Raw genomic sequence first — 19,197 nt, forward strand, 5'->3', positions numbered from 1 at the left:
GCGCGTTAATTCAACCCATTCCAGCCATGCTCGTGCAGCACTTGCTGCCATTGGGCGCGGCGTTCTTGTTCGGCTGGGGTTTGGCTGCTGGGGTTGCTGGGCAAGAGTTGGATGATGATGTTGTGTTGGGTGGCTTGGGCGAGTTTGCTGATTTGGCGCACGATGCCGCGGTCGGGGGTTTGCTGGGCGCGGATGCCTATCAGCAGTTGCACGGGCTGGGCGGCGAGTTCGGTAATCAGGTCGGCGAGCTGGGCGCGCTCAACGATGCTGCCTTTGTTTGTCCAGTCTTGCCCGAGAATGTGGTTGTACCAGTTGTCGGGGGCATCGGGGGCTTCTAGCAAAATTGCCCAATGCGCGCCTGTGTGGTTGAGCGGGATTTTGGTGGGGGCGATGGTGGGGCGGTCGGGTTGGTAGTCGCTGCTGTCGTCGATAATGTGTTGTTGCCATTTTTGGATGATGTTTTGGTAATAGGGCAGGGCGAGATTGAGCGCAAGGGGGTGGCGGCGGCTTTGTTGCCAACAGATGATCCATGCGATGAGGCGGGGGGCGATGCCGTAGCACAGGATGCTGCCCAGCAGCAGGATGCCCCATGCGGCGGCGTGTTCGCTGTGGTAGTGGTTGCGGGCGGCGGCGATGATGTCGGGCGATGGGGTGGCGAAGCCGAGTCGGGTGGGCAGCCATGCGAGGACGCGGATGATTTGGGCGAAGTGTTGGTCGGTGAGCAGGGTGCTTTGCCAGTTGAATTGGTATTGGCGCACGGTGAGCAGCATTAGGCTGGCGGTGAACATTCCTGCTAGTCCGCATAGGGCGAGCTGGTGGCTGATGCGCCCGCGTATCCAGCGAAAGGGGGGCTGGGCAGCGGTTTGCGCGTCGTGTTCCAGCAGGGCTTGGTGGATGGGGTCTTTCAGGCTGCCTGTGAGCCAAAGGGGGATGCTGGTGGGGGCGCGGTATTTTTGCGTTAGGCTTATCAGCCAGATAATCAGCATCAGGCTGTTGCCGCCGAGTATGCCGACTAGGATGAGCATGAAATTCAGGCTGCTTTGTTGCATCAGTTGGTATGTGCCGAGCAGCCCGATGATGAACCATGCTGCGCAGGCAACGCGGCGGGCGAAGCGCAGGCGTTGCTGATACTGGGCGAGACGCTGGGCGATGGTTTGGTCGCGGTCTATCAGTTGGGCGCGGCGGTGGAGCTTGGCTTCGGGCGTACCATCGGCTTGGCGCAGGATTTCGGTGATGGATGCGGGGTCGCTGGGGAAAATGTAGCCGCGCTGTTCCAGCAGGCGGATGAGTTCGGTGTGGTGATAGGGCATTTTCAGGCTGCCTTTGGTTGGCAAGGATGCTTAGTTTGCGATTGGGGGGTAGAAGCGGTTGCATTCGCTCAATGCCATGCGGCTTTGGTTGATGGCGCGCCCGTTGAGCGTGAATGCAGCGCGTATCTCGCGGATGCCGAGGGCTTCAAACAGGGTGCGGCTTAGCTTGTCGCGGCAGGCGTTGCCCATGGCTTTTTGCAGGAGATTTTGAAAGCGGGCTTTGCCCTCAGGCGATTGCAGCCGTTTGATGTTGATGGCCGGGGCAAGTTGGGGGCGGATGGTGAGCGTGTAATCCAGCGAGCGGCTGCGGGGATAGCGGTGGCTTATTTTGATGCTTTCAAACACTTCGGTGCTTTCATGGGCAAGGGCGGCATTTGTTTTTTGCACCAATTCGTTTAGCAGTTCGGTTTTTTGCTTGATGGTGAGGGTTTGGGCGAAGCGGGCGAATTCGGCGAGTTCGGTGTCCGGTTCGGTGGCGGTTTGCGCGTAAACAGGGGCGGCGAACAAGTTGGCAGCAAGGAGCAGGGCAGGGAGCAGGCGGGGCATGGTGCGGACTTTCGTTGGATGGATAAAGGCGGTTTTAGCTTCGCAGAAGCTCGTAAACTCGTTTTCAGGCTGCCTCAGATGTTTAGGCAGCCTGAAAAAGCTGTCGGCTCAACAGCGCGCAAAGCTGTTGCAGATAGTGCGCGTCGGTTGCGTCAAACGCCGCCAGCTCGGTGTGGTCGATGTCTAACACGCCGACGACTTCGCCCGAGCCGTTGTGCAGGGGGACGACGATTTCGGATTGCGATTGGCTGGAACAGGCGATGTGGTCGGGATGCCGGTTCACATCGGGCACTACCAGCGTTTGGTTTTGCACCCACGCCTGCCCGCATACACCGCGCCCTTTTTGAATGCGCGTGCAGGCAAGCGGGCCTTGAAACGGCGCGAGTATCAGCTCGCTGCGGCTGTCGTTCACCAAATAAAAGCCCACCCAAAACCAGTTGAACTGCTCTTTTAACACGGCGCACACGTTGGCAAGCGTGGCGATGAGAATATCGGCATCGGCGGCAATCAAGGCTTGAAGCTGGGGCAGGAGTTGTTGGTATTGATTGGCTTTGCTGGCGGAAGTGGTTTGGATGGCGTACATGATGGGCTTTCAGGTATGATTTATATTGAGATTTTAGCGGAAAAAGGCAGCCTGAAAAGCCAAATGGGTTTTCAGGCTGCCTATTTCTTTATTGCGATTTATCGTTTTCTAATAACTGAATGATGCGTTTCAAGGCTTCAATTTCAGCATTTTTTTGTTCAATAATTTCTGTTTGATGAGCAACAGTTAATTTTAATTTTTCAAATTCCAAGTTGATTGTAGAACCGCCTACATAGCAACTGCCGCTGTTTGTGCCACTTTCGGTAATCAACAAAGCAACATTTTTCTCGTTCCAACCAATTAAATCCGTTAAATCAATTTTGAAAATATTGGCAACCTGCTGCAATTTCTCAAACTGCAATTTGGTTTCTCCGCGTTCGATTTTGGAATAACCACTGGTAGATAAATTCAATTTTTCTGCCATTTCTTCTTGGGTCATTTGTTGCTGTTCGCGGATAAAGCGGATTTTTTCATGAATTTCCATGTTGTGTTTTACCTTCCTGAATTGAGTTGTTGTCTGCCTAAATACGATTGTGGTTTGTCGGATTGGTGGCTGTAAAGCAAGTTATGGCAAAGTTAAAATTTCACAAATTTTAACTTAAATCCATAAGAAAGGAAAAATTATGAAAAAATTGGGTATTCTAATTTGTTTGTTGGGGTTGTCTGGGAGTGTTTGGGCAGAGAATTGGGTAATAATTGGAACAGGAGAGAATGTAGTTCTTTATGGTGATTTAAGCACAAGGACTTCTGATAGAGCATGGTTTAAATTTGAATTCAATAAGCCACAAAAATTATCATTTAATTCACATAAGTTTTATATTCAAAGTAGAACATATACGGAAGTACATTGTTCATTAGGTATGGAAAGAAGGCTTTCTACTGTATATTACAGCAAAAACGGTAAAATAGTTGATAGTTTTACGCCAAGTTCTCCACGATCGGATTATATTATTCCTGGAACATTGGGTGAATTTGCATATAAATTTGTATGTAATCATTACCCCCTTTAACCATGAAAAAAATCGCTTCATTCTTTGGTTGGATCGCATTTTGGGCGTGGTTTATCTTAGGTGCGTGCATCTGTTTTCTACCCTATGTCGGCGTAAAAATTACCTATGTCTGCCTACCCGCAGGTGTAATCGGAACAGCAATTTGGTGGATATTATCGCCTGATGAAAAACAGGAAAATGAAAACAATGAATAAAATAATTAAAGTATTGGGGTCTATTGCTATGTTTTGCTTAATGTGTTTCGCGGGATTTGCTGGAAAACATTTTGCCAAACAACATGCCTATCAGGATTATCAGCCAATAATATCCCAATCACCCCCGAGGCAGCCTGAAAATACGGCATCACAAGCGCAAACCTATGCACAAAATCATAAGCGCGAAATAGTTGAACAGTTTGTGTACGGTGCAAGATTGCTCGGCATACCTAAAAAAATTGACGAATGGACAACTTTTACAGGCGTTAATTCAGCCGAAATTTCAACAGATACATTTAATATCAATCATTTTTATGATTTAACACTCACGCCAGAGCAGGCGGATTCCATTGCCAAAGAATTTCAAGACAATCTGTTACTCAATTTGTTTAACAATCAATGTGCGAATCCAAGTTTTGCTTCTTTTAATCAAATTGATGGCATTACTTTGTATTACCGTTATTTTGTAGGTAACTATGAACTTTTTACTGTAACGCTTCCCAGCGGAGGTTGCCAAAATCACGCATTAGCCCATGTTCATTACCAGCCTTCTCCTGAATACGAAACCGCGCAGCGTGCCAAGCAAGAAGCATTTGTCGCAATGGAGCAACGCAGTAAACAATGTCGTCAAATTGCCAAAGACAAGGGTTACTATGCTGTTTTTGCTGATTATTGCGATATGGAAGCAAAACGCGATGAGAACAGTTTTGATGAGCAACTTGCGCAACTGGAATGCGATTTAAGCCCGCAGGAAATTCAAAATTTAGCGCAAGAAACACAAAATAATTTTGAGCGAAAAGCAGAACGAGCCGCCGATTATGTTGCTTTTTGCAGAAAAGAATTTTTGTATTGGAATAAATTAAATCGGCGTTCAAATTAAATAATTAGGCAGCCTGAAAAGCCAAATTGGTTTTCAGGCTGCCTATTTTTTATTGCAGGTTATCTCAACTCAATCAAAACGACACTTTCAGGCTGCCATAGAAGGCGCGACCAGGTTCGTTGTAGCTTTGTGCGCTACTGTTGTTGGAGCTGCGATACAGTTTTTTGTTAAACAAATTGTTCACGCCCAAGCGCAGGTTTACATGGTTGTTGAAGCGATAGCCTGCGCTGATGCCCACCAAGCCATAAGGTTTCACCGTTTCGCCTGATAGGCCTGTGTTGCGTTCGGCGTTGTTCAAAATCACGGTGCGCGGTTTTTGTTTGCCGTAATAGGTAATGTTTAACGCTGCGTCCAGTTTCTCGGTGGGCTGCCAATTCAGGCTGCTGTTGATGGTGAATTTGGGCGTAACGGAAAGCGGGTTGCCTGTGTCTTTGTTGATGGATTTGTGCATATAGGTGAAATTGGTTGTCCATTTGAGCGTGCGGTGCAGCGGTAGGGTTAAATTGCCTTCCACGCCTTCCACCAAGGCTTTGCGCGCATTCGTCCATTGATACATATAGTTGCCCAGCTGGCTCAACATCACCGCGCGGTCGCCTGCCACAATCTTGTTGCGATAATCGTTGTGGAAATACGCCATAGATGCTTGCACTTTGTCGTTGGCAAATTCAAAGCCAATTTCTTTGTTCCAACTGGTTTCGGGTTTCAGGCTGTCGTTGCCTTTTAAATAGCAACGAATGCTGCTAGATGTGCCCGCCGCGCAGCCTTGCCCGCGTGTGTACAAAATATAGTTGGGGTTGCTTTGGTAAAGATTGGGCGATTTATACGCACGAGCGATGCCGCCTTTAATCGTCCAGCCGCCGCCGAGGGCTTGCACAAAGTTCAGCGCGGGGCTCCAATTGCTGCCTGAAACGCTGTTGTGGTCAAAGCGCAGCGCGGGGATAAGCTGGGTGCCGTTGCCTAGGCGGTAGTGGTCTTCCAGATAAAAGGCGAAATTGCTTTGGCTGGTTTTGCTGCTGCGCCCTGTGCCAACGCCCGCGAAGCGGTCGGTTTTGCCTTGGTCGGAGAAGCCTTGCACCATAGATCCGTGGTCGTTTAGGCGGTCGTGATTGTATTCCGCGCCGATGGTGAGAACGTGGTCGCCGCCGAGTTTAAACGGAATGTTCACTTCGCCAAACAGGCGTTTGGTTTGCAGCGTGCTGTCGGTGAAGTTGCGGTTTTGGTATTGCCCTTCAGGGCCGCCCATCAAGCCTTCGGTTAAGTGGTGGTTTTCGGTGCGGTCAAGCTGCGCTACGACTTTGCTGTCGCCCCAGCTCCAATAGCCTTCGTGGGTGAGTGCGTTGCTGATGCGAGTTAAACGCGCAGTTTCCGAGCCGTATAGCGATTGCGTGAAGGCGTTGGGGTTGTTGTTTTGGTTGTCGCCCGCGTAGATATTGCCTTGGCGGTTGTATGAGCTGTCTAGCGTGAGCGTTTGCTCGGGCGTGATGCGCCATGCCAAGCGCGCGGCGATGTCGCGGTTTTTCACGCCGTCGCGCCCTGCGCCCATGCTGGTGCTGGTTACGGTGCGCCCGCCGCGGCGAGTGGTGGTTACTTTGGTGGGGTTGATGTCGGCGGCATCGGCATCGGTTTTATTCAGGCTGCCGTAGATGCGGATGCCCAGTTTGTCTTGAATAATCGGGCCGCTCACATTAAAGCCGATGCGGTTGGTTTCGCCTTCTTTGCGGTCTTGTGGCTGATTGGTGTAGTAGGTTAAGCCGCCATGCCATTCGGTGCTCACTTTTTTGGTGATGATGTTTACCACGCCGCCTGCCGCGCCCGAGCCGTAGCGTGCCGCCGCAGGGCCGCGCAATACGCTGATGGATTCAATATCTTCCACTGGCACCCAGTTGCTGTCGCCGCGCGTGTTGCGCTCGCCGCGCCAGCTATATCGCTCGGCATTGCGCGAAGTTACGGGGCGGCCGTCAATCAAAATCAATGTGTTTTCGGGGCCCATGCCGCGAATATCTATTTGGCGTTTGTTGCCGCGCTCGCCCGAGGCGGTGTTGCCCGTTAAATTGACCCCCGGCATGGTGCGCACGATGTCGGAAATGTCGTTGACGGCGGGGCGGTGTTCCAAATCTTTGGCGGTGATTTTGGACACGCCCAGCGATTGTTGCAGCTGGCGTTCGGCGGTAACGTATACAGTGGGCAATGTGCCGCCGTCGTGCGGGGCGGTGTCGTCGGCGCGGGCAAATGCGCCGGCTAGGGCAAGCGGTAAGATGCCAAGGGCAAAACGTTTTTTCATAAAAATTCCTCTGTGTTGTGTTTACAAAAATGCTGCAAATGTGAAAAGGTGTAAATCATAACGGTTTGGGCGCGGATTGCCAAGGCAAATGAGAGTAATTATTGTTTGATGCGGGCGGTGCGGGAGAGGTCAAGACGTTGGGCGGTTTGAAGGCAGCCTGAAAACACGCTTGGGCGTTTGGGCTGCACGCAATGCTTTCAGGCTGCCTTGCGGTGGGGTTGGGCAATCCGGCCTGCGCTTATTGGTTTGATGTTTTTTGGGTTTTCTTCTTTTTGACGATTTCGTATTCCAAGGCTTCCACGCCGTTTAAATCAATGTTTTCTCCGGTGCTTAAAACCAGCAGGTTTTGCTGCTTGTCAATCTCGGCAAATGTGAGCCCCATGCTTTGCCATTTTTGCTTGATTGCTGCCGAGATGATTTCTTTGCCTGCTTCCCCTTTAAATGACACGCCGCAAAATTTTCTTTCGTCGTTAAGGGTTAATTCGCAATTTTTAGATAAGAAACAATAGATTCCGTCTAATTCGTTTTGCTTTAAATTGAAGAGTTCGCTAAAATTTTTATCAAAATAAAATTTATCGCATTGGATATATAGAAAGCCGCGTTCTATCGGTTCATCGGGATGATTGCCCGGCAGATCAACGGGGTTGGTGATTTTGTTTTGGAACAACACATCGTATGTGTTTTCTAATTCGGTGTTTGTCATGGCATATTTCCGTTTTATGAAGAAGGCGTAGTCTGATGAGGCGGGACGCGCTGCCCAAGCGACATACGCGCTCTTGGTTGTTTTTCAGGCTGCTTTTGGGGTGGTGATGAGGCAGCCTGAAAACGGGAAAACGGGTTTTCAGGCTGCTTTTGTAGTTATTGAATGCTGTCCAGCCATTCTTGAAAGGATTGGGCGAGCAAGCCGCCGTGGGTTTGCTTGGGGTAGTGGCGGTATTCGGTGGCGATGCCGCGTTGGCGAAGTTGCTCGGCGAGGCGTTCGGCAGCATCGGGCGGGACGCTGTTGTGCGCGGGGTTGGCTTTTTGCGGGAGGCTTGCGCCGCTTTTTTGGAGGATTAAATGCCGGTTGGGGATGATGCGGGCGCGGGCGGCGTAGTGCAGCATCAGCCCGTTGTGCCACCATAAGGATGGGTCGGCGGCGATATAGTGGCTGAACAGTTCGGGGCGTTCAAACAGGGTGTAGAGCACGAACAGCCCGCCGTAGGAGTGCCCCCACAGGGTTTGTTGCCCGGGGTCGGTGGCGGCGAGTTGGGCGATGCGGGGGCGGATTTGGGTGGCGATGAAGTGAAGGAAGTCGGGTGCGCCGCCGTTTTGCCGCCCTGTGGTGAGCGGGTCGGGCATGGGTTTGCCGTCTGGGTTGGGTGGGGTGTAGTCGTAGGCGCGGCGGGCGGTGTCAAAGCGCAAATCGGTGGGATAGCCGATGAGTACGAGCACGGGGGGCTGGTGGTATTGGCTGAGGGTTTGTGGGGTGAGCAGTTCTAGCAGGGCGTTGCCGTCTGGGGCGTAGATAGCGGGGTAGCCTTGCGCGGGGGGCGGGGTGTGGGGTATGCCGACAAAGATGCGTTGGATTTCGCCGTTGGCGCGGGGGAGGTTGAGGGTGTGGAAGGTGTAGCGGGTGTGGGGGGCGGTGAGTATGGCGGGGTTGGCGCGGCGGGTGATGTCGGCGGGTGGGGCTTTGGGGGGGGCGGGTTGGGTGTAGGCGGGTTGGGTGGGGGGATTGGAGGCGGCCATTGTTTTTCCTTGTTGATGGTTGTGTAGGTGGTGGGATTTTAGCGGAAAAGGGCAGCCTGAAAACGGGATTGGGGTTTTCAGGCTGCCTTTGGGTTGGTTATTTATTGGATTTTTTGCGGTTGCAGTAGCTGCACGCTGCGTGATTTGCTTTTTTGGATGGTTTTATGCGTAATTAAGTGATTATTGCCGATGCTCGCCCAATTGTACAAAACCGCTGGCGGTAATCGCGTCTTTGTCTTCCAACACCACGGCAAACGACTGCGTACCCTCTGGCGCGCCGCTGATTTCAAAAGGAATCGAATAAGTCGGCATCCCGTTTTCACTAAACTGACTGCCGCGCTTGCCGTATTGGTCGGCAAATTCGCCGTTGATGATGGCGGAGGTGGTAACTTGCATGATGGTTCTCCTTTGTTTCGGGTTGGATGGTAGGGGGATTTTAGCGGAAAAAGGCCGTCTGAAAACGGGGTTTGGGGGTTCAGACGGTAGCGGGCAGTTGGGAAACTTGGATTTGTAGGTCGGGCATTTATGCCCGACAAATCCCATTTGTAAAGAGTCGGGCATAAATGCTGCTGCCGCGCTTGCTGTAACGGTCGGCAAATTTGCCATTGATGATAGTAGATGTGGTTACTTATTTTATCGAACCTTGAGGAATATATAAAAAATATCTCTTAAGAATTATTTAAGTTTATTTGTAATTTTCCGAATATCGTCAGAAATTTTTTCAACTTTATTAGCAATACTACATAAAGGATTATCATCACCAAGTTTGGTAACACCTTCGTAATGACCAATGTTCAAAATATACCTATTGTATTCTCGCTCGGTTGCCATTGAATTATTTTTCCAACTAATTTCAACAAAATAGGACTTATCTTTTATATCCGAATATTCAGATAAATAGGTAGATAATCCTTGATTTGGATTTAATACACTTATTTTCTGAAAAGGCAATGTTTCTAATTTTTCTCTTACCCCAGTATTTTTCAATGGAAGATTAAAAGAGATTTCAATATCATAGGCCGTTGCGTTCCCCGTATTATCAATATGCAAATCCATATGCATCATTGACCATTTATTTATAACCAAAGTAGCAACAATATGTGGCTTGGAAGCATCTGCCATCTTTTTTGTCTCTACTGCAAGAATTTTTGTTACTTTGTAGAGAAATATTGTTGCGCAGGCAGTTATAATTGCTGCAACACCGCTCACAACAGATGAAATTAATTGACCTATATCATTTGTACAATCCATTTATTTTCTCTCCATTTCATTAAGTAGCTTGGATCATGCCTCAACATTTTTTATACTTCACAAAATCTGTTGGGTCGCGACCAAACCTACGGCAAACAAGGCCTTTCAGACGGCCTCTTTGCACAAAAGGCAGCCTGAAACTTTCAGGCTGCCTTTCTTACATCAATCCAGCTTCGCGCCGACCCAATCTTTCACGCTCTCAATCATGGCGGGCAGTTTTTCGACATCGCTGCCGCCGGCTTGTGCCAAGTCGGGGCGGCCGCCGCCTTTGCCGCCGATTTGTTCGGCGGCGTGTTTGACCAAATCGCCAGCTTTCACTTTGGCTGTCATGGCTTTGGATACACCTGCACACAGGGCGATTTTGCCGTCGTTTACGGCGGCGAGGAGGACGACGATGTTGTCGCCTTTGCTGGTTAAATCGGTAACGATGTCGCGCAGGGCGGCGGCATCGGCTTCGATTTGGGCGGCGACGAGTCTGGCTGCGCCGACGGTTACGGCGTTGTCGAGCAACTTGGCGCCTGCGTGTACGGCGAGTTCGGCTTTGGCGCGGGCGAGTTCTTTTTCAAGAGCTTTGCTGTGGGCTAAGGCCGTCTGAATTTTGGCGAGCAGGTCTTTTGCGCCTTGGGCTTTGACTTCGTTTACGGCTTCTTTAATCAGGTTTTCTTGGTTTTGCACCCAGTCGAGCGCGGCTTGGCCGGTAATGGCTTCGACGCGGCGGATGCCTGCGGCGATGCCGCCTTCGCTGATGATTTTGAAGAAGCCGATGTCGCCGGTGCGGGCAACGTGGGTGCCGCCGCACAGCTCGGTGGAGTAGTCGCCCATGGTGATGACGCGCACGAAGTCGCCGTATTTTTCGCCAAAGAGCATCATGGCGCCGGATTTTTGCGCGTCTTCCAGGCTCATGGTTTCGACGCGCACGGGCACGTTTTGCATGATGGCGTGGTTGACGCGGCGTTCCACTTCGGCGATTTCTTCGGCTGTGATGGCTTGCGGGTGGGAGATGTCAAAGCGCGTGAGTTCGGCGTTTTGCAGCGAGCCTTTTTGCTCGACGTGGGTGCCGAGTACGTCGCGCAGGGCTTTGTGCATCAGGTGGGTAACGCTGTGGTTGCGCATGATGGCTTCGCGCACAACGTTGTCCACTTCGGCGCAAATGCTGTCGCCGACTTTCAGGCTGCCTGAAACGAGCGTGCCGAAATGTCCGTGCACGGCGGCTTTGATTTTTTGCGTGTCTTCCACTTCAAAGCGGTTTTCGCCGCTGAAAATAAAGCCTACGTCGCCGACTTGTCCGCCCGATTCGGCGTAAAACGGGGTGTGATCGAGCACGACAATGCCGCTTTCGCCTGCGTTCAACTCGTTTACGGCTTCGCCGTCGCGGTAGAGCGCGAGTACGGTGGCGTCCAGGCTGCGTTTGTCGTAGCCGTGGAACTGGGTTTCTGCGCCGTCGTAGGCCACTTGGGCGTTGGCTTTGAAGTTTTGCGCGGCGCGGGCGCGGGCGCGTTGGGCTTCCATTTCGCGCTCAAAGCCTTCTTCGTCCAACTCGATGCCCAATTCGCGCGCCATGTCGGCGGTTAAGTCATAGGGGAAGCCGTAGGTGTCGTAGAGTTTGAAGATGTGTTCGCCCGACATAATCAGCTTGCTGTTGGCGATATTGTTTTTCAGGTAGCCTTGCAGGGCTTCGCCGTAAGCGCGGTGGGCTTCGGGTTTTTCTTTGGTAACCACGTCTTCCATATTAAAGGCGAAACTTTCGTTCAGGCTGCCTGAAACCTGCGGGCGCACCACGATTTGTTTGCCGTTGCCCGCATTGCGCGAAACCACGGTAAACGCTACACCGTCTGCGGTGGTCAATCGCAACGGCTCGCCCACGCCGTCCATCGGCAACAGGCTTTCCAATTTGGCGAACTGCATCGCGTCCCACACTTGGTTAAACAAGCCCATGCCTTTTTCCAGCGTTTCGCCGAAGCGCATTTCTTCGCCGCGCAACACTTCCATAATATGCGTTTGTTTTTCTTTCAACTCGGGATACGCGCCGCCCATTTCTTTCACCAAATCGGGCACGAGTTTGTAGAAAAAGGCGTTTTTCTGACCGAGTTTGTAACCGTGGCGCACGGCGCGGCGGATAATGCGGCGCAACACATAGCCGCGCCCTTCGTTGCTGGGCATCACGCCGTCGGCAATCAGGAAGGAACACGAGCGGATATGGTCGGCAATCACTTTCAGGCTGGGCTCTTCCATGCTGAACGCCGTGCCGGTTTCGCGGGCAACGGCTTTGAGCAGGTCTTGGAACAGGTCGATTTCATAGTTGCTGTGCACGCCCTGCATCACCGCGGCCATGCGCTCCAAGCCCATGCCGGTATCGACAGAGGGCTTGGGCAGCGGGTTCATATTGCCCTGCTCGTCGCGGTTGAACTGCATAAACACGCAGTTCCAAATCTCAATCCAGCGGTCGCCGTCTTCTTCGGGGCTGCCGGGAATGCCGCCCCAGATTTCTTCGCCGTGGTCGTAGAAAATCTCGGTGCAGGGGCCGCAGGGGCCGGTGTCGCCCATCTGCCAGAAGTTGTCGGAAGCGTAGCGGCTGCCTTTGTTGTCGCCGATGCGGACGATGCGCTCGGCAGGCACGCCGATAACATCGTGCCAGATGTTGTAGGCTTCGTCGTCTTCGGCATACACGGTTACCAGCAGTTTTTCTTTGGGAATGTTGAGCCATTCGGGCGAAGTGAGAAATTCCCACGCGAACGGAATCACTTCTTTTTTGAAGTAGTCGCCAAACGAGAAATTGCCCATCATTTCAAAGAATGTGTGGTGGCGGGCGGTGTAGCCCACGTTTTCCAAGTCGTTGTGCTTGCCGCCTGCGCGCACGCATTTTTGCGCGGTGGTGGCGCGGGTGTAGGGGCGTTTGTCAAAGCCCAAGAATACGTCTTTAAACTGGTTCATGCCCGCGTTGGTAAAGAGCAGCGTGGGGTCGTCGTGAGGGACGAGCGAAGAAGAGGCAACGATTTGATGCCCCTTGGATTGGAAAAATTGCAGGAATTTGGCGCGGAGTTCGTTGGTTTTCATGGTCGTGGTTTCTCTAAAATTAATAAGATAACTTTCAGGCTGCCTTTGAAGGGTTAGGCAGCCTGAAAGTGTGTGATTTTACTGCAAACCGGGTTGAGCCGCTATGATTGCGCGGCGGGCAATAGCATATCAATATGCGGAATATTGTCTTCCAGATAAGGGGCGGATTGGCTGGCAAATCCAAACGAGGCGTAAAAGCGTTCCAAATAGGCTTGCGCTTGGGCATAAACGCTGCATTGCGGGAAATGCGCGCGGGCGTAGTCCACGGCAAAGGCGACGATTTTGCGCCCCAGTTTTTCGGCGCGATGCCCGGGCAACACCAGCACGCGCCCCAAATGCACGCTGTCGCCGTGCGGAATCAGGCGGCAGTAGGCGATGACTTTGCCGTTTTGCTCGGCGAAGATGTGCAGCGCGGCGGGGTCTTGCGCGTCCACTTCTTGATACGGGCAGGCTTGCTCCACCACAAAAACCGCCACGCGCGCGGTGTAGATGGCGTGGAGTTCGGCGGGGGAGAGCTCGGCGAAGGCTTTGACGGTGAAGTTCATTTGGTTTCCTTTCTTGTTGGGTTTTCAGGCTGCCTTTGGGGTGGTTGAGGCAGCCTGAAAACGGGTTTGCACGCTTTGGCAAAGCTAAAACAGGGATGATGGCGTTTCAGGCTGCCTCAATACATCCATTTTTCCACTACCGCGTCGCCGAGCCGTTGGCGCAGCATTTTTTCGGCGGTTTCATGGTTTTCGTCGTCGGAGTCGTGCGCTTCGGCAAGGCTTAAAACCATCACCGCGTCGAGGTAGTCACGCACGTTGTTGAAGATTGGGGTGAGGCATTCGCCCGTGTCGTGGTCGCAGTACCAGACTTGCCCTGTTTGGCGGTGGAGGCACCAGAGGTTGCCGTTGCCCAGATAGTCGCCGAATGCGATAAGTTGCCCGGCGAGGGCGCGGGTGGCGGCGGCTTGCTCGGCGCTCAGGTCTTCAAGGATGTCTTCCAGTCCGGGAAAAGCGTCAAGCAGCGGCTCGATGCGCTCGGGCGGGTTGATGATTTCGGCGAGGTATTCCACGCCGATGTGTTGGTGGTAGGCGCGCAGCATCGGCGGCAGGGGGCAGCCGATGCGCTGTTCGCAGTCGTCCAGCGCGGCGCGGCTGGCGGGGGTGAAGTCGTCGCCGTTGAGGTAGGCGCGGACGCATTGCATCCACCATTGGATGCGCGCTTCGTCGTCGGCAAGCTCTGCCCATGCCAGCGGCGGGATGTCTGCGTTGGATATGGGTTCGGCGGGCGGGGCAATCAGATAGGTGGCGAGGATGTTGAGCCAGTCGGCTTGGGACGGGGCGGCGGGCAGGTTTTGCCTGATACGTTGCAGCGCGCCGACGGTGAGCCATTGGCGGTAGCCGAGACGGAGGGGCGCATCGGCAGCCTGAACGATAAAACGGGCGGTGGGTGCGAACAGGGCGGCGAGGTTGCCGACGGTTTGCGGACGGAGGGCTGCGGCGGCGGTTTCGGGGATAAGGATGACGCTGTCGGCGGGATGTTCGTGCAGGATGGCGGCGAGGACGGTGAGTTGGCGGTAGGTTTTCATGGCGGTTTTTCGGAGATTAGGGCGGCAGCCTGAAAACGGGATGGCGGGTTTCAGGCTGCCTAGATGAAACTTTTTCCCAAGCAGGTTGGGCATAGATGCCCGACGTTTCTTAGTTGTGGCGTATTATTAAGATAAATAGGTCGGTATTTGTCGGGCTGCTGATAAACAACAGGTTGTTTTTACAATTATTTCTGAATATCAAACCAGATTCTCACCCGTATGTGAATGACGGCATTTCTTATTTCTAGCTTCGCCACTCCGCTTCGCTACGCAGACCGCTCCAAGGCGTTTTGCACAGGCTCAGATTGCGTTTCGGGCTGCCTCTATGCGTTCACAAAAGCCTCAGCCCGCCTATCCCGCTTCCCTGCGCCGAAACTCCCGCGGGCGCACCCCCAGCACCCCCAGCGTGCCAAAATACAAAACCACCGCCAGCAGCAACAGCCCCGCCAACACCAGCGCGCGCCTCCCGCCGCCTAACGCCGCCCAATCCACGGGAAACGCCGCCTGCACGCCCCACAAGCCCCCCGCCATCACCGCCAGCGCAATCGCCAACCGCCGCAAAAACCGCTTCCACGCAAACTGCGGCGCATACACCTCATGCAAGCGCAGCATGGTAAACAGCAGCCCCGCGTTCACCATCTGCCCCAAAGCCACCGCCAACGCCAGCCCAACGTGTTGCCAATGCCACACCAAAATCAAATTAAACAACTGCGTGCACACCAGCGAAATTACCGCCACTTTGGCAGGCGTTTTCACATTTTTGCGCGCATAAAACGCAGGGGCAAAAATCTTCACCATCATCATCGCAGGCAAACCCAGCGCCGCCGCCGCCAGCGCGTTTTGAATCATCCAAGCATCGTGCAGCGACACTTCGCGGTACATAAACAACGTCGCCACCAGCGGAAACCCCACCACCATCAAGCCCACCGCCGCAGGCAAAATCAGCAGCAAACACAAGCGCAGCCCCCAATCCACCAGAGCCGAAAACTCCACCGCATTGTTCGCCGCCGCGTGTTTAGACAAACTCGGCAGCAAAATCGTGCCCAACGCCGCGCCCACCACGCCCGAAGGCAGCTCAATCAAGCGGTCCGAATAATACAGCCACGATACGCTGCCCACCGCCAGATAAGACGCAAACGTGGTATTGATTACCAGCGAAATCTGCGCCACCGACGAGCCGATAATCGACGGCAGCATCTGCTTCATCACACGGCTCACCGCCGCATCGCCAAAGCGCAGCTTAGGCAGCCTGAAAAAGCCCAGCTTGTATAACCACGGCAGCTGAAAGCCCAACTGCAACAGCCCGCCCACCAACACCGCCCAGCCCATCGCCATAATCGGCGGCTGAAAAAACGGCGTTAAAAACAGCGCAAACACAATAAACGACACATTCAGCAACACAGGCGTAAACGCGGGAATGGAAAATTTATTGTAAGTATTCAAAATGCTGCCCACAAACGACGACAGCGAAATCAACAAAATATACGGAAAAATAATCGGCAACAGCTTCGCCGCCAGCTCAAACCGCGTGCCATCGCGCACGAAACCGCTTGCCGTCGCCCAAATCACAAGAGGCGCGGCAAACACGCCAATTGCCGTGATAATAAACAGCGCAAATGTCAGCATCCCCGCCACGTGTTGCACAAACAATCGCGTTTCTTCATCCGATTTGTTCTGCTTATAATCCGCCAGCATCGGCACAAACGCCTGCGAAAACGCGCCCTCGGCAAAAATGCGGCGCAGCAAATTCGGCAGCCGAAACGCCACCACAAACGCATCCATCGCCGCGCCCGCGCCAAAATAACGCGCCACAATCGCATCGCGCACAAAACCCATCACGCGCGAGAGCATCGTCATGCTGCTTAACCGCGCCAAAACCGCTAATAAATTCATGTTTGCTTTCTTGGTTCAATCAGAAGGCAGCCTGAAACGGCATTTTCCGTTTTCAGGCTGCCTTACGCCGTATCGTTTTTAGGCTGCCCCGCCATGCCCCAGCCCGCCCCATCGCGTTCACAAAAATCCGCGCAGTTTACCGCAAAACCCCATTTCAGGCAGCCTGAAAACGCGTATAATCCGCGCCGTTTGGCTGCGTGAAACGCAAAAATCCGCGTCGCCCTGATGGCAGATACGGATGCCAACCCCATCCATTCCCAAACTCTCCAACGCTCCAAGATAAGGCAATCAACATGACCACCCAATACAAACGCATTCTGCTCAAACTATCGGGCGAATCGCTGATGGGCAACGACCCGTTCGGCATCAACCGCGACACCATTATGAACATCGTGCGCCAAGTCAAAGAAATCGCCGATTTAGGCGTGCAAGTGGGCATTGTGGTGGGTGGCGGCAACATATTCCGCGGCGTATCCGCCCAAGCGGGCAGCATGGACCGGGCCACCGCCGACTACATGGGCATGATGGCAACCGTGATGAACGCGCTGGCGTTAAAAGATGCGTTTGAAAGCGTTGGCGCAAAAGCCCGCGTGCAATCCGCCCTTTCCATGCAACAAATCGCCGAAACCTATGCCCGCCCCAAAGCCATCCAATATTTAGAAGAACACAAAATCGTTATCTTCGCCGCAGGCACAGGCAACCCCTTCTTTACTACCGACACCGCCGCCGCCCTGCGCGGTGCCGAAATGGGCTGCGAAGTGATGCTCAAAGCCACCAATGTGGACGGCGTGTACACCGCCGACCCCAAAAAAGACCCCGCCGCCACGCGCTATAAAAACGTAACCTTTAACGAAGCGATTGAGAAAAAACTGAAAGTGATGGACACCACCGCGTTCACGCTGTGCCAAGAGCGCAATCTCAACATCGTGGTGTTCAGCATCCACAAAGCAGGCGCGCTCAAACGCGTGATTCTGGGCGAAGACGAAGGCACGCTGGTGCATAATTGACGGTTATTTTCAGGCTGCCCCATCCCCATCAAGGCAGCCTGAAACGAACAAACCAACTCTGCTATAATCCGCCCTTTATTCAACTCCCTACGAGAATACAACATGATTAACGACATCCAAAAATCCGCCGAAAGCAAAATGCAACGCTCGCTTGAAGTGTTGAAAGAAAACCTCGCCAAAGTTCGCACAGGTCGCGCCCACACAGGCTTGCTAGACCAAGTGGAAGTGGACTACTACGGCAGCGCCGTGCCCGTGAGCCAAGTGGCGAACGTAACCCTGCTGGATGCGCGCACCATCGGCGTGAAAGTATACGAAAGCAACATGGCCGCCGCCGTGGAAAAAGCCATCCGCGATTCCAATCTGGGCTTAAATCCTGCCGCCATGGGCGATGTCATCCGCGTGCCGATGCCGATGCTCACCGAAGAGCGCCGCAAAGACTTGATTAAAGTGGTGCGCAGCGAGGCGGAAGACGGCCGCGTGTCCATCCGCAATGTGCGCCGAGATGCCAACGACCACATCAAAAAATTGCTGAAAGACAAGGAAATTTCGGAAGACGAAGCGCGCCGTGGCGAGGAGGCAATCCAAAAATTAACCGACAAAGCGATTGCAGAAGTGGACAAAATCCTCGCCGCCAAAGAAGAAGATTTGATGGCGATTTAATCTTGTAAACAATAAAAGGCAGCCTGAAAACGAGTTTTCCCGTTTTCAGGCTGCCTTTTATTGTGCAACAACCCGCTACGCACTCGGCTGTTCTTCAAACGCCACCACTTCCAGCCCAAACCCTGTGAGCCCGTTCATCACCGATGGCTTGCCCAGCACGCGCATTTTTTTCACGTTCAAGCTGGCGAGCATTTGCGCACCGATGCCGTAGGTTTTTCTGTCCCATTTTTGCACGAGCTGGCTGTTTTTCGGCAGGGTGCGTTCCAGAAGGGCGGCGCCGTCTTCGGTGCGGTGCAGCAGGATAATCACGCCGCTTTCGGCAGCTTGAATGCGCTGGATGGCTTGCGGCAGCGTCCATGAATGGTTCGGGTCGGGTTGAATAAAATCCAGCGCGGAAAATGGCTCGTGCACGCGCACTACAGTCTCATCGGTGTTTTCAGGCTGCCCTTTCACCAGCGCAAGGTGGGTGTCGCCGTTGAGCTTGTCTACATAAACGTGTTGGCGGAAATCGCCCCACGGGGTGTGCACCAGCGTGTCGCCCATTTCTTCCAGCAGGCTTTCGGTGCGGCTGCGGTATTCAATCAAGTCGGCAATCGTGCCGATTTTTAAGCCGTGCTGTTCGGCAAATTGCAGCAGCTCGGGCATGCGCGCCATGGTGCCGTCGTCGTTCAAAATTTCGCAAATCACACCTGCGCCGATTAGCCCTGCCATGTGGGCTAAATCCACGGCGGCTTCGGTGTGCCCCGCGCGAATCAGCACGCCGCCTTTTTGCGCGCGCAGCGGGAAAATATGCCCCGGTTGCACGATGTCTTGCGGCTGCACATTGGGCGACACGGCGGTTTGGATGGTGAGGGCGCGGTCAGCGGCGGAAATGCCGGTGGTGGTGCCTTGCGCGGCTTCGATGGAAACGGTGAAATTGGTGCCGTATTGCGTGCCGTTTTGCTGGGTCATCATCGGCAAGCCGAGCTTGTCCACAAGGGCGTTTTCCATCGGCAGGCACACCAAGCCGCGCGCGTGTTTAATCATAAAGTTGATGGCTTCGGGGGTAACGAATTGGGCGGCAATCACCAAATCGCCTTCGTTTTCGCGGTCTTCGGCATCGGTGATGATGACCATTTTGCCTGCTTTGATGTCGGCAAGAATTTCGGGGATGGGGGAGATTTGTGCGGTCATGGCTTTTCCTTTGTGGTGGTGGGAGGCGGGGGGCATTGTACGCTTTTTGCGGCG

19 protein-coding genes and 1 pseudogene are annotated in these 19,197 nt (G+C 53.4%); 5 read left to right on the forward strand and 15 right to left on the reverse strand.

The features are described 5' to 3' along the window. Positions 1-5: 5 nt before the first annotated feature. From H3L93_RS01085 to H3L93_RS01100, 4 genes are all read right to left on the reverse strand, one after another. Positions 6-1,310: a DUF2868 domain-containing protein gene (locus H3L93_RS01085; protein ID WP_003797946.1), complete on the reverse strand. Its 1,305-nt coding sequence runs from the start codon at positions 1,308-1,310 to the stop codon at positions 6-8. Between the two features lie 30 nt (positions 1,311-1,340). Continuing rightward, a complete protein-coding gene (locus tag H3L93_RS01090) occupies positions 1,341-1,856 on the reverse strand; it encodes a hypothetical protein (protein WP_003797943.1) in 516 nt (171 codons plus the stop codon). Between the two features lie 82 nt (positions 1,857-1,938). Then, the gene (locus H3L93_RS01095; RefSeq protein WP_003797942.1) at positions 1,939-2,439 is read right to left on the reverse strand and encodes a GAF domain-containing protein; all 501 of its coding nucleotides are present in this window, start codon (positions 2,437-2,439) and stop codon (positions 1,939-1,941) included. Between the two features lie 88 nt (positions 2,440-2,527). Further along, on the reverse strand, positions 2,528-2,923 hold the full coding sequence (locus H3L93_RS01100; RefSeq protein WP_003797941.1) for a helix-turn-helix domain-containing protein: 396 nt from the start codon (positions 2,921-2,923) through the stop codon (positions 2,528-2,530). A 139-nt stretch (positions 2,924-3,062) separates the two neighbouring features. Between H3L93_RS01100 and H3L93_RS01105 the strand changes: the two genes are divergently transcribed. Genes H3L93_RS01105 through H3L93_RS01115 form a run of 3 tightly spaced genes read left to right on the forward strand, consistent with a single transcriptional unit; the run spans position 3,063 to position 4,523 of the window. Then, positions 3,063-3,449, forward strand: coding sequence for a surface-adhesin E family protein (locus H3L93_RS01105; RefSeq protein WP_155803213.1), 387 nt, complete (start codon positions 3,063-3,065; stop codon positions 3,447-3,449). 2 nt (positions 3,450-3,451) lie between these two features. Then, positions 3,452-3,643: a hypothetical protein gene (locus H3L93_RS01110; protein WP_081446120.1), complete on the forward strand. Its 192-nt coding sequence runs from the start codon at positions 3,452-3,454 to the stop codon at positions 3,641-3,643. Beyond that, positions 3,636-4,523: a hypothetical protein gene (locus tag H3L93_RS01115; protein WP_040559025.1), complete on the forward strand. Its 888-nt coding sequence runs from the start codon at positions 3,636-3,638 to the stop codon at positions 4,521-4,523. Before H3L93_RS01110 ends, H3L93_RS01115 begins: the two co-directional genes overlap by 8 nt. 73 nt (positions 4,524-4,596) lie before the next feature. Here the strand turns inward: H3L93_RS01115 and H3L93_RS01120 are convergent, their stop codons facing one another. The 10 genes and pseudogenes from H3L93_RS01120 to murJ all read right to left on the reverse strand — a co-directional run bounded on the left by H3L93_RS01120 (position 4,597) and on the right by murJ (position 16,303). Beyond that, a complete protein-coding gene (locus H3L93_RS01120; protein ID WP_003797938.1) occupies positions 4,597-6,804 on the reverse strand; it encodes a FepA family TonB-dependent siderophore receptor in 2,208 nt (735 codons plus the stop codon). A 55-nt stretch (positions 6,805-6,859) separates the two neighbouring features. Continuing rightward, entirely contained in the window at positions 6,860-7,030 is a 171-nt protein-coding gene (locus tag H3L93_RS01125) for a hypothetical protein (RefSeq protein ID WP_003797937.1), read from the reverse strand. A 12-nt stretch (positions 7,031-7,042) separates the two neighbouring features. After that, positions 7,043-7,507, reverse strand: a complete 465-nt coding sequence (locus H3L93_RS01130; RefSeq protein ID WP_003797936.1) for a hypothetical protein — start codon at positions 7,505-7,507, stop codon at positions 7,043-7,045. A gap of 155 nt (positions 7,508-7,662) precedes the next feature. Next, a complete protein-coding gene (locus tag H3L93_RS01135; RefSeq protein ID WP_003797935.1) occupies positions 7,663-8,535 on the reverse strand; it encodes an alpha/beta hydrolase in 873 nt (290 codons plus the stop codon). Positions 8,536-8,739: 204 nt separating this feature from the next. Continuing rightward, positions 8,740-8,931 (reverse strand): annotated as a pseudogene (locus H3L93_RS01140) (YbhB/YbcL family Raf kinase inhibitor-like protein); the annotation flags it as partial. A gap of 279 nt (positions 8,932-9,210) precedes the next feature. Continuing rightward, positions 9,211-9,786 (reverse strand): hypothetical protein, encoded by a 576-nt coding sequence (locus H3L93_RS01145; RefSeq protein WP_003797929.1) that lies wholly within the window; start codon positions 9,784-9,786, stop codon positions 9,211-9,213. Positions 9,787-9,948: 162 nt separating this feature from the next. Further along, positions 9,949-12,840, reverse strand: a complete 2,892-nt coding sequence (alaS, locus tag H3L93_RS01150; RefSeq protein WP_003797926.1) for an alanine--tRNA ligase — start codon at positions 12,838-12,840, stop codon at positions 9,949-9,951. Between the two features lie 101 nt (positions 12,841-12,941). After that, positions 12,942-13,385 (reverse strand): GNAT family N-acetyltransferase, encoded by a 444-nt coding sequence (locus H3L93_RS01155; protein ID WP_003797925.1) that lies wholly within the window; start codon positions 13,383-13,385, stop codon positions 12,942-12,944. A 116-nt stretch (positions 13,386-13,501) separates the two neighbouring features. Further along, complete coding sequence (locus H3L93_RS12990) at positions 13,502-14,503, reverse strand: SMI1/KNR4 family protein (RefSeq protein WP_003797924.1); 1,002 nt, start codon at positions 14,501-14,503, stop codon at positions 13,502-13,504. A 258-nt stretch (positions 14,504-14,761) separates the two neighbouring features. Then, on the reverse strand, positions 14,762-16,303 hold the full coding sequence (gene murJ, locus H3L93_RS01165; RefSeq protein WP_003797923.1) for a murein biosynthesis integral membrane protein MurJ: 1,542 nt from the start codon (positions 16,301-16,303) through the stop codon (positions 14,762-14,764). Between the two features lie 293 nt (positions 16,304-16,596). On the opposite strand from murJ, the gene pyrH reads away from it, so the two are divergent. After that, a complete protein-coding gene (gene pyrH / locus H3L93_RS01170; RefSeq protein ID WP_003797920.1) occupies positions 16,597-17,310 on the forward strand; it encodes a UMP kinase in 714 nt (237 codons plus the stop codon). A gap of 102 nt (positions 17,311-17,412) precedes the next feature. Further along, positions 17,413-17,970: a ribosome recycling factor gene (gene frr / locus H3L93_RS01175; RefSeq protein WP_003797919.1), complete on the forward strand. Its 558-nt coding sequence runs from the start codon at positions 17,413-17,415 to the stop codon at positions 17,968-17,970. A gap of 75 nt (positions 17,971-18,045) precedes the next feature. Here the strand turns inward: frr and ribBA are convergent, their stop codons facing one another. After that, positions 18,046-19,179 (reverse strand): bifunctional 3,4-dihydroxy-2-butanone-4-phosphate synthase/GTP cyclohydrolase II, encoded by a 1,134-nt coding sequence (ribBA, locus tag H3L93_RS01180; RefSeq protein WP_050755596.1) that lies wholly within the window; start codon positions 19,177-19,179, stop codon positions 18,046-18,048. Positions 19,180-19,197 lie beyond the last annotated feature (18 nt).

The organism is Kingella oralis (genome assembly GCF_014054985.1).
GTDB classification, from domain to species: domain Bacteria; phylum Pseudomonadota; class Gammaproteobacteria; order Burkholderiales; family Neisseriaceae; genus Kingella_B; species Kingella_B oralis.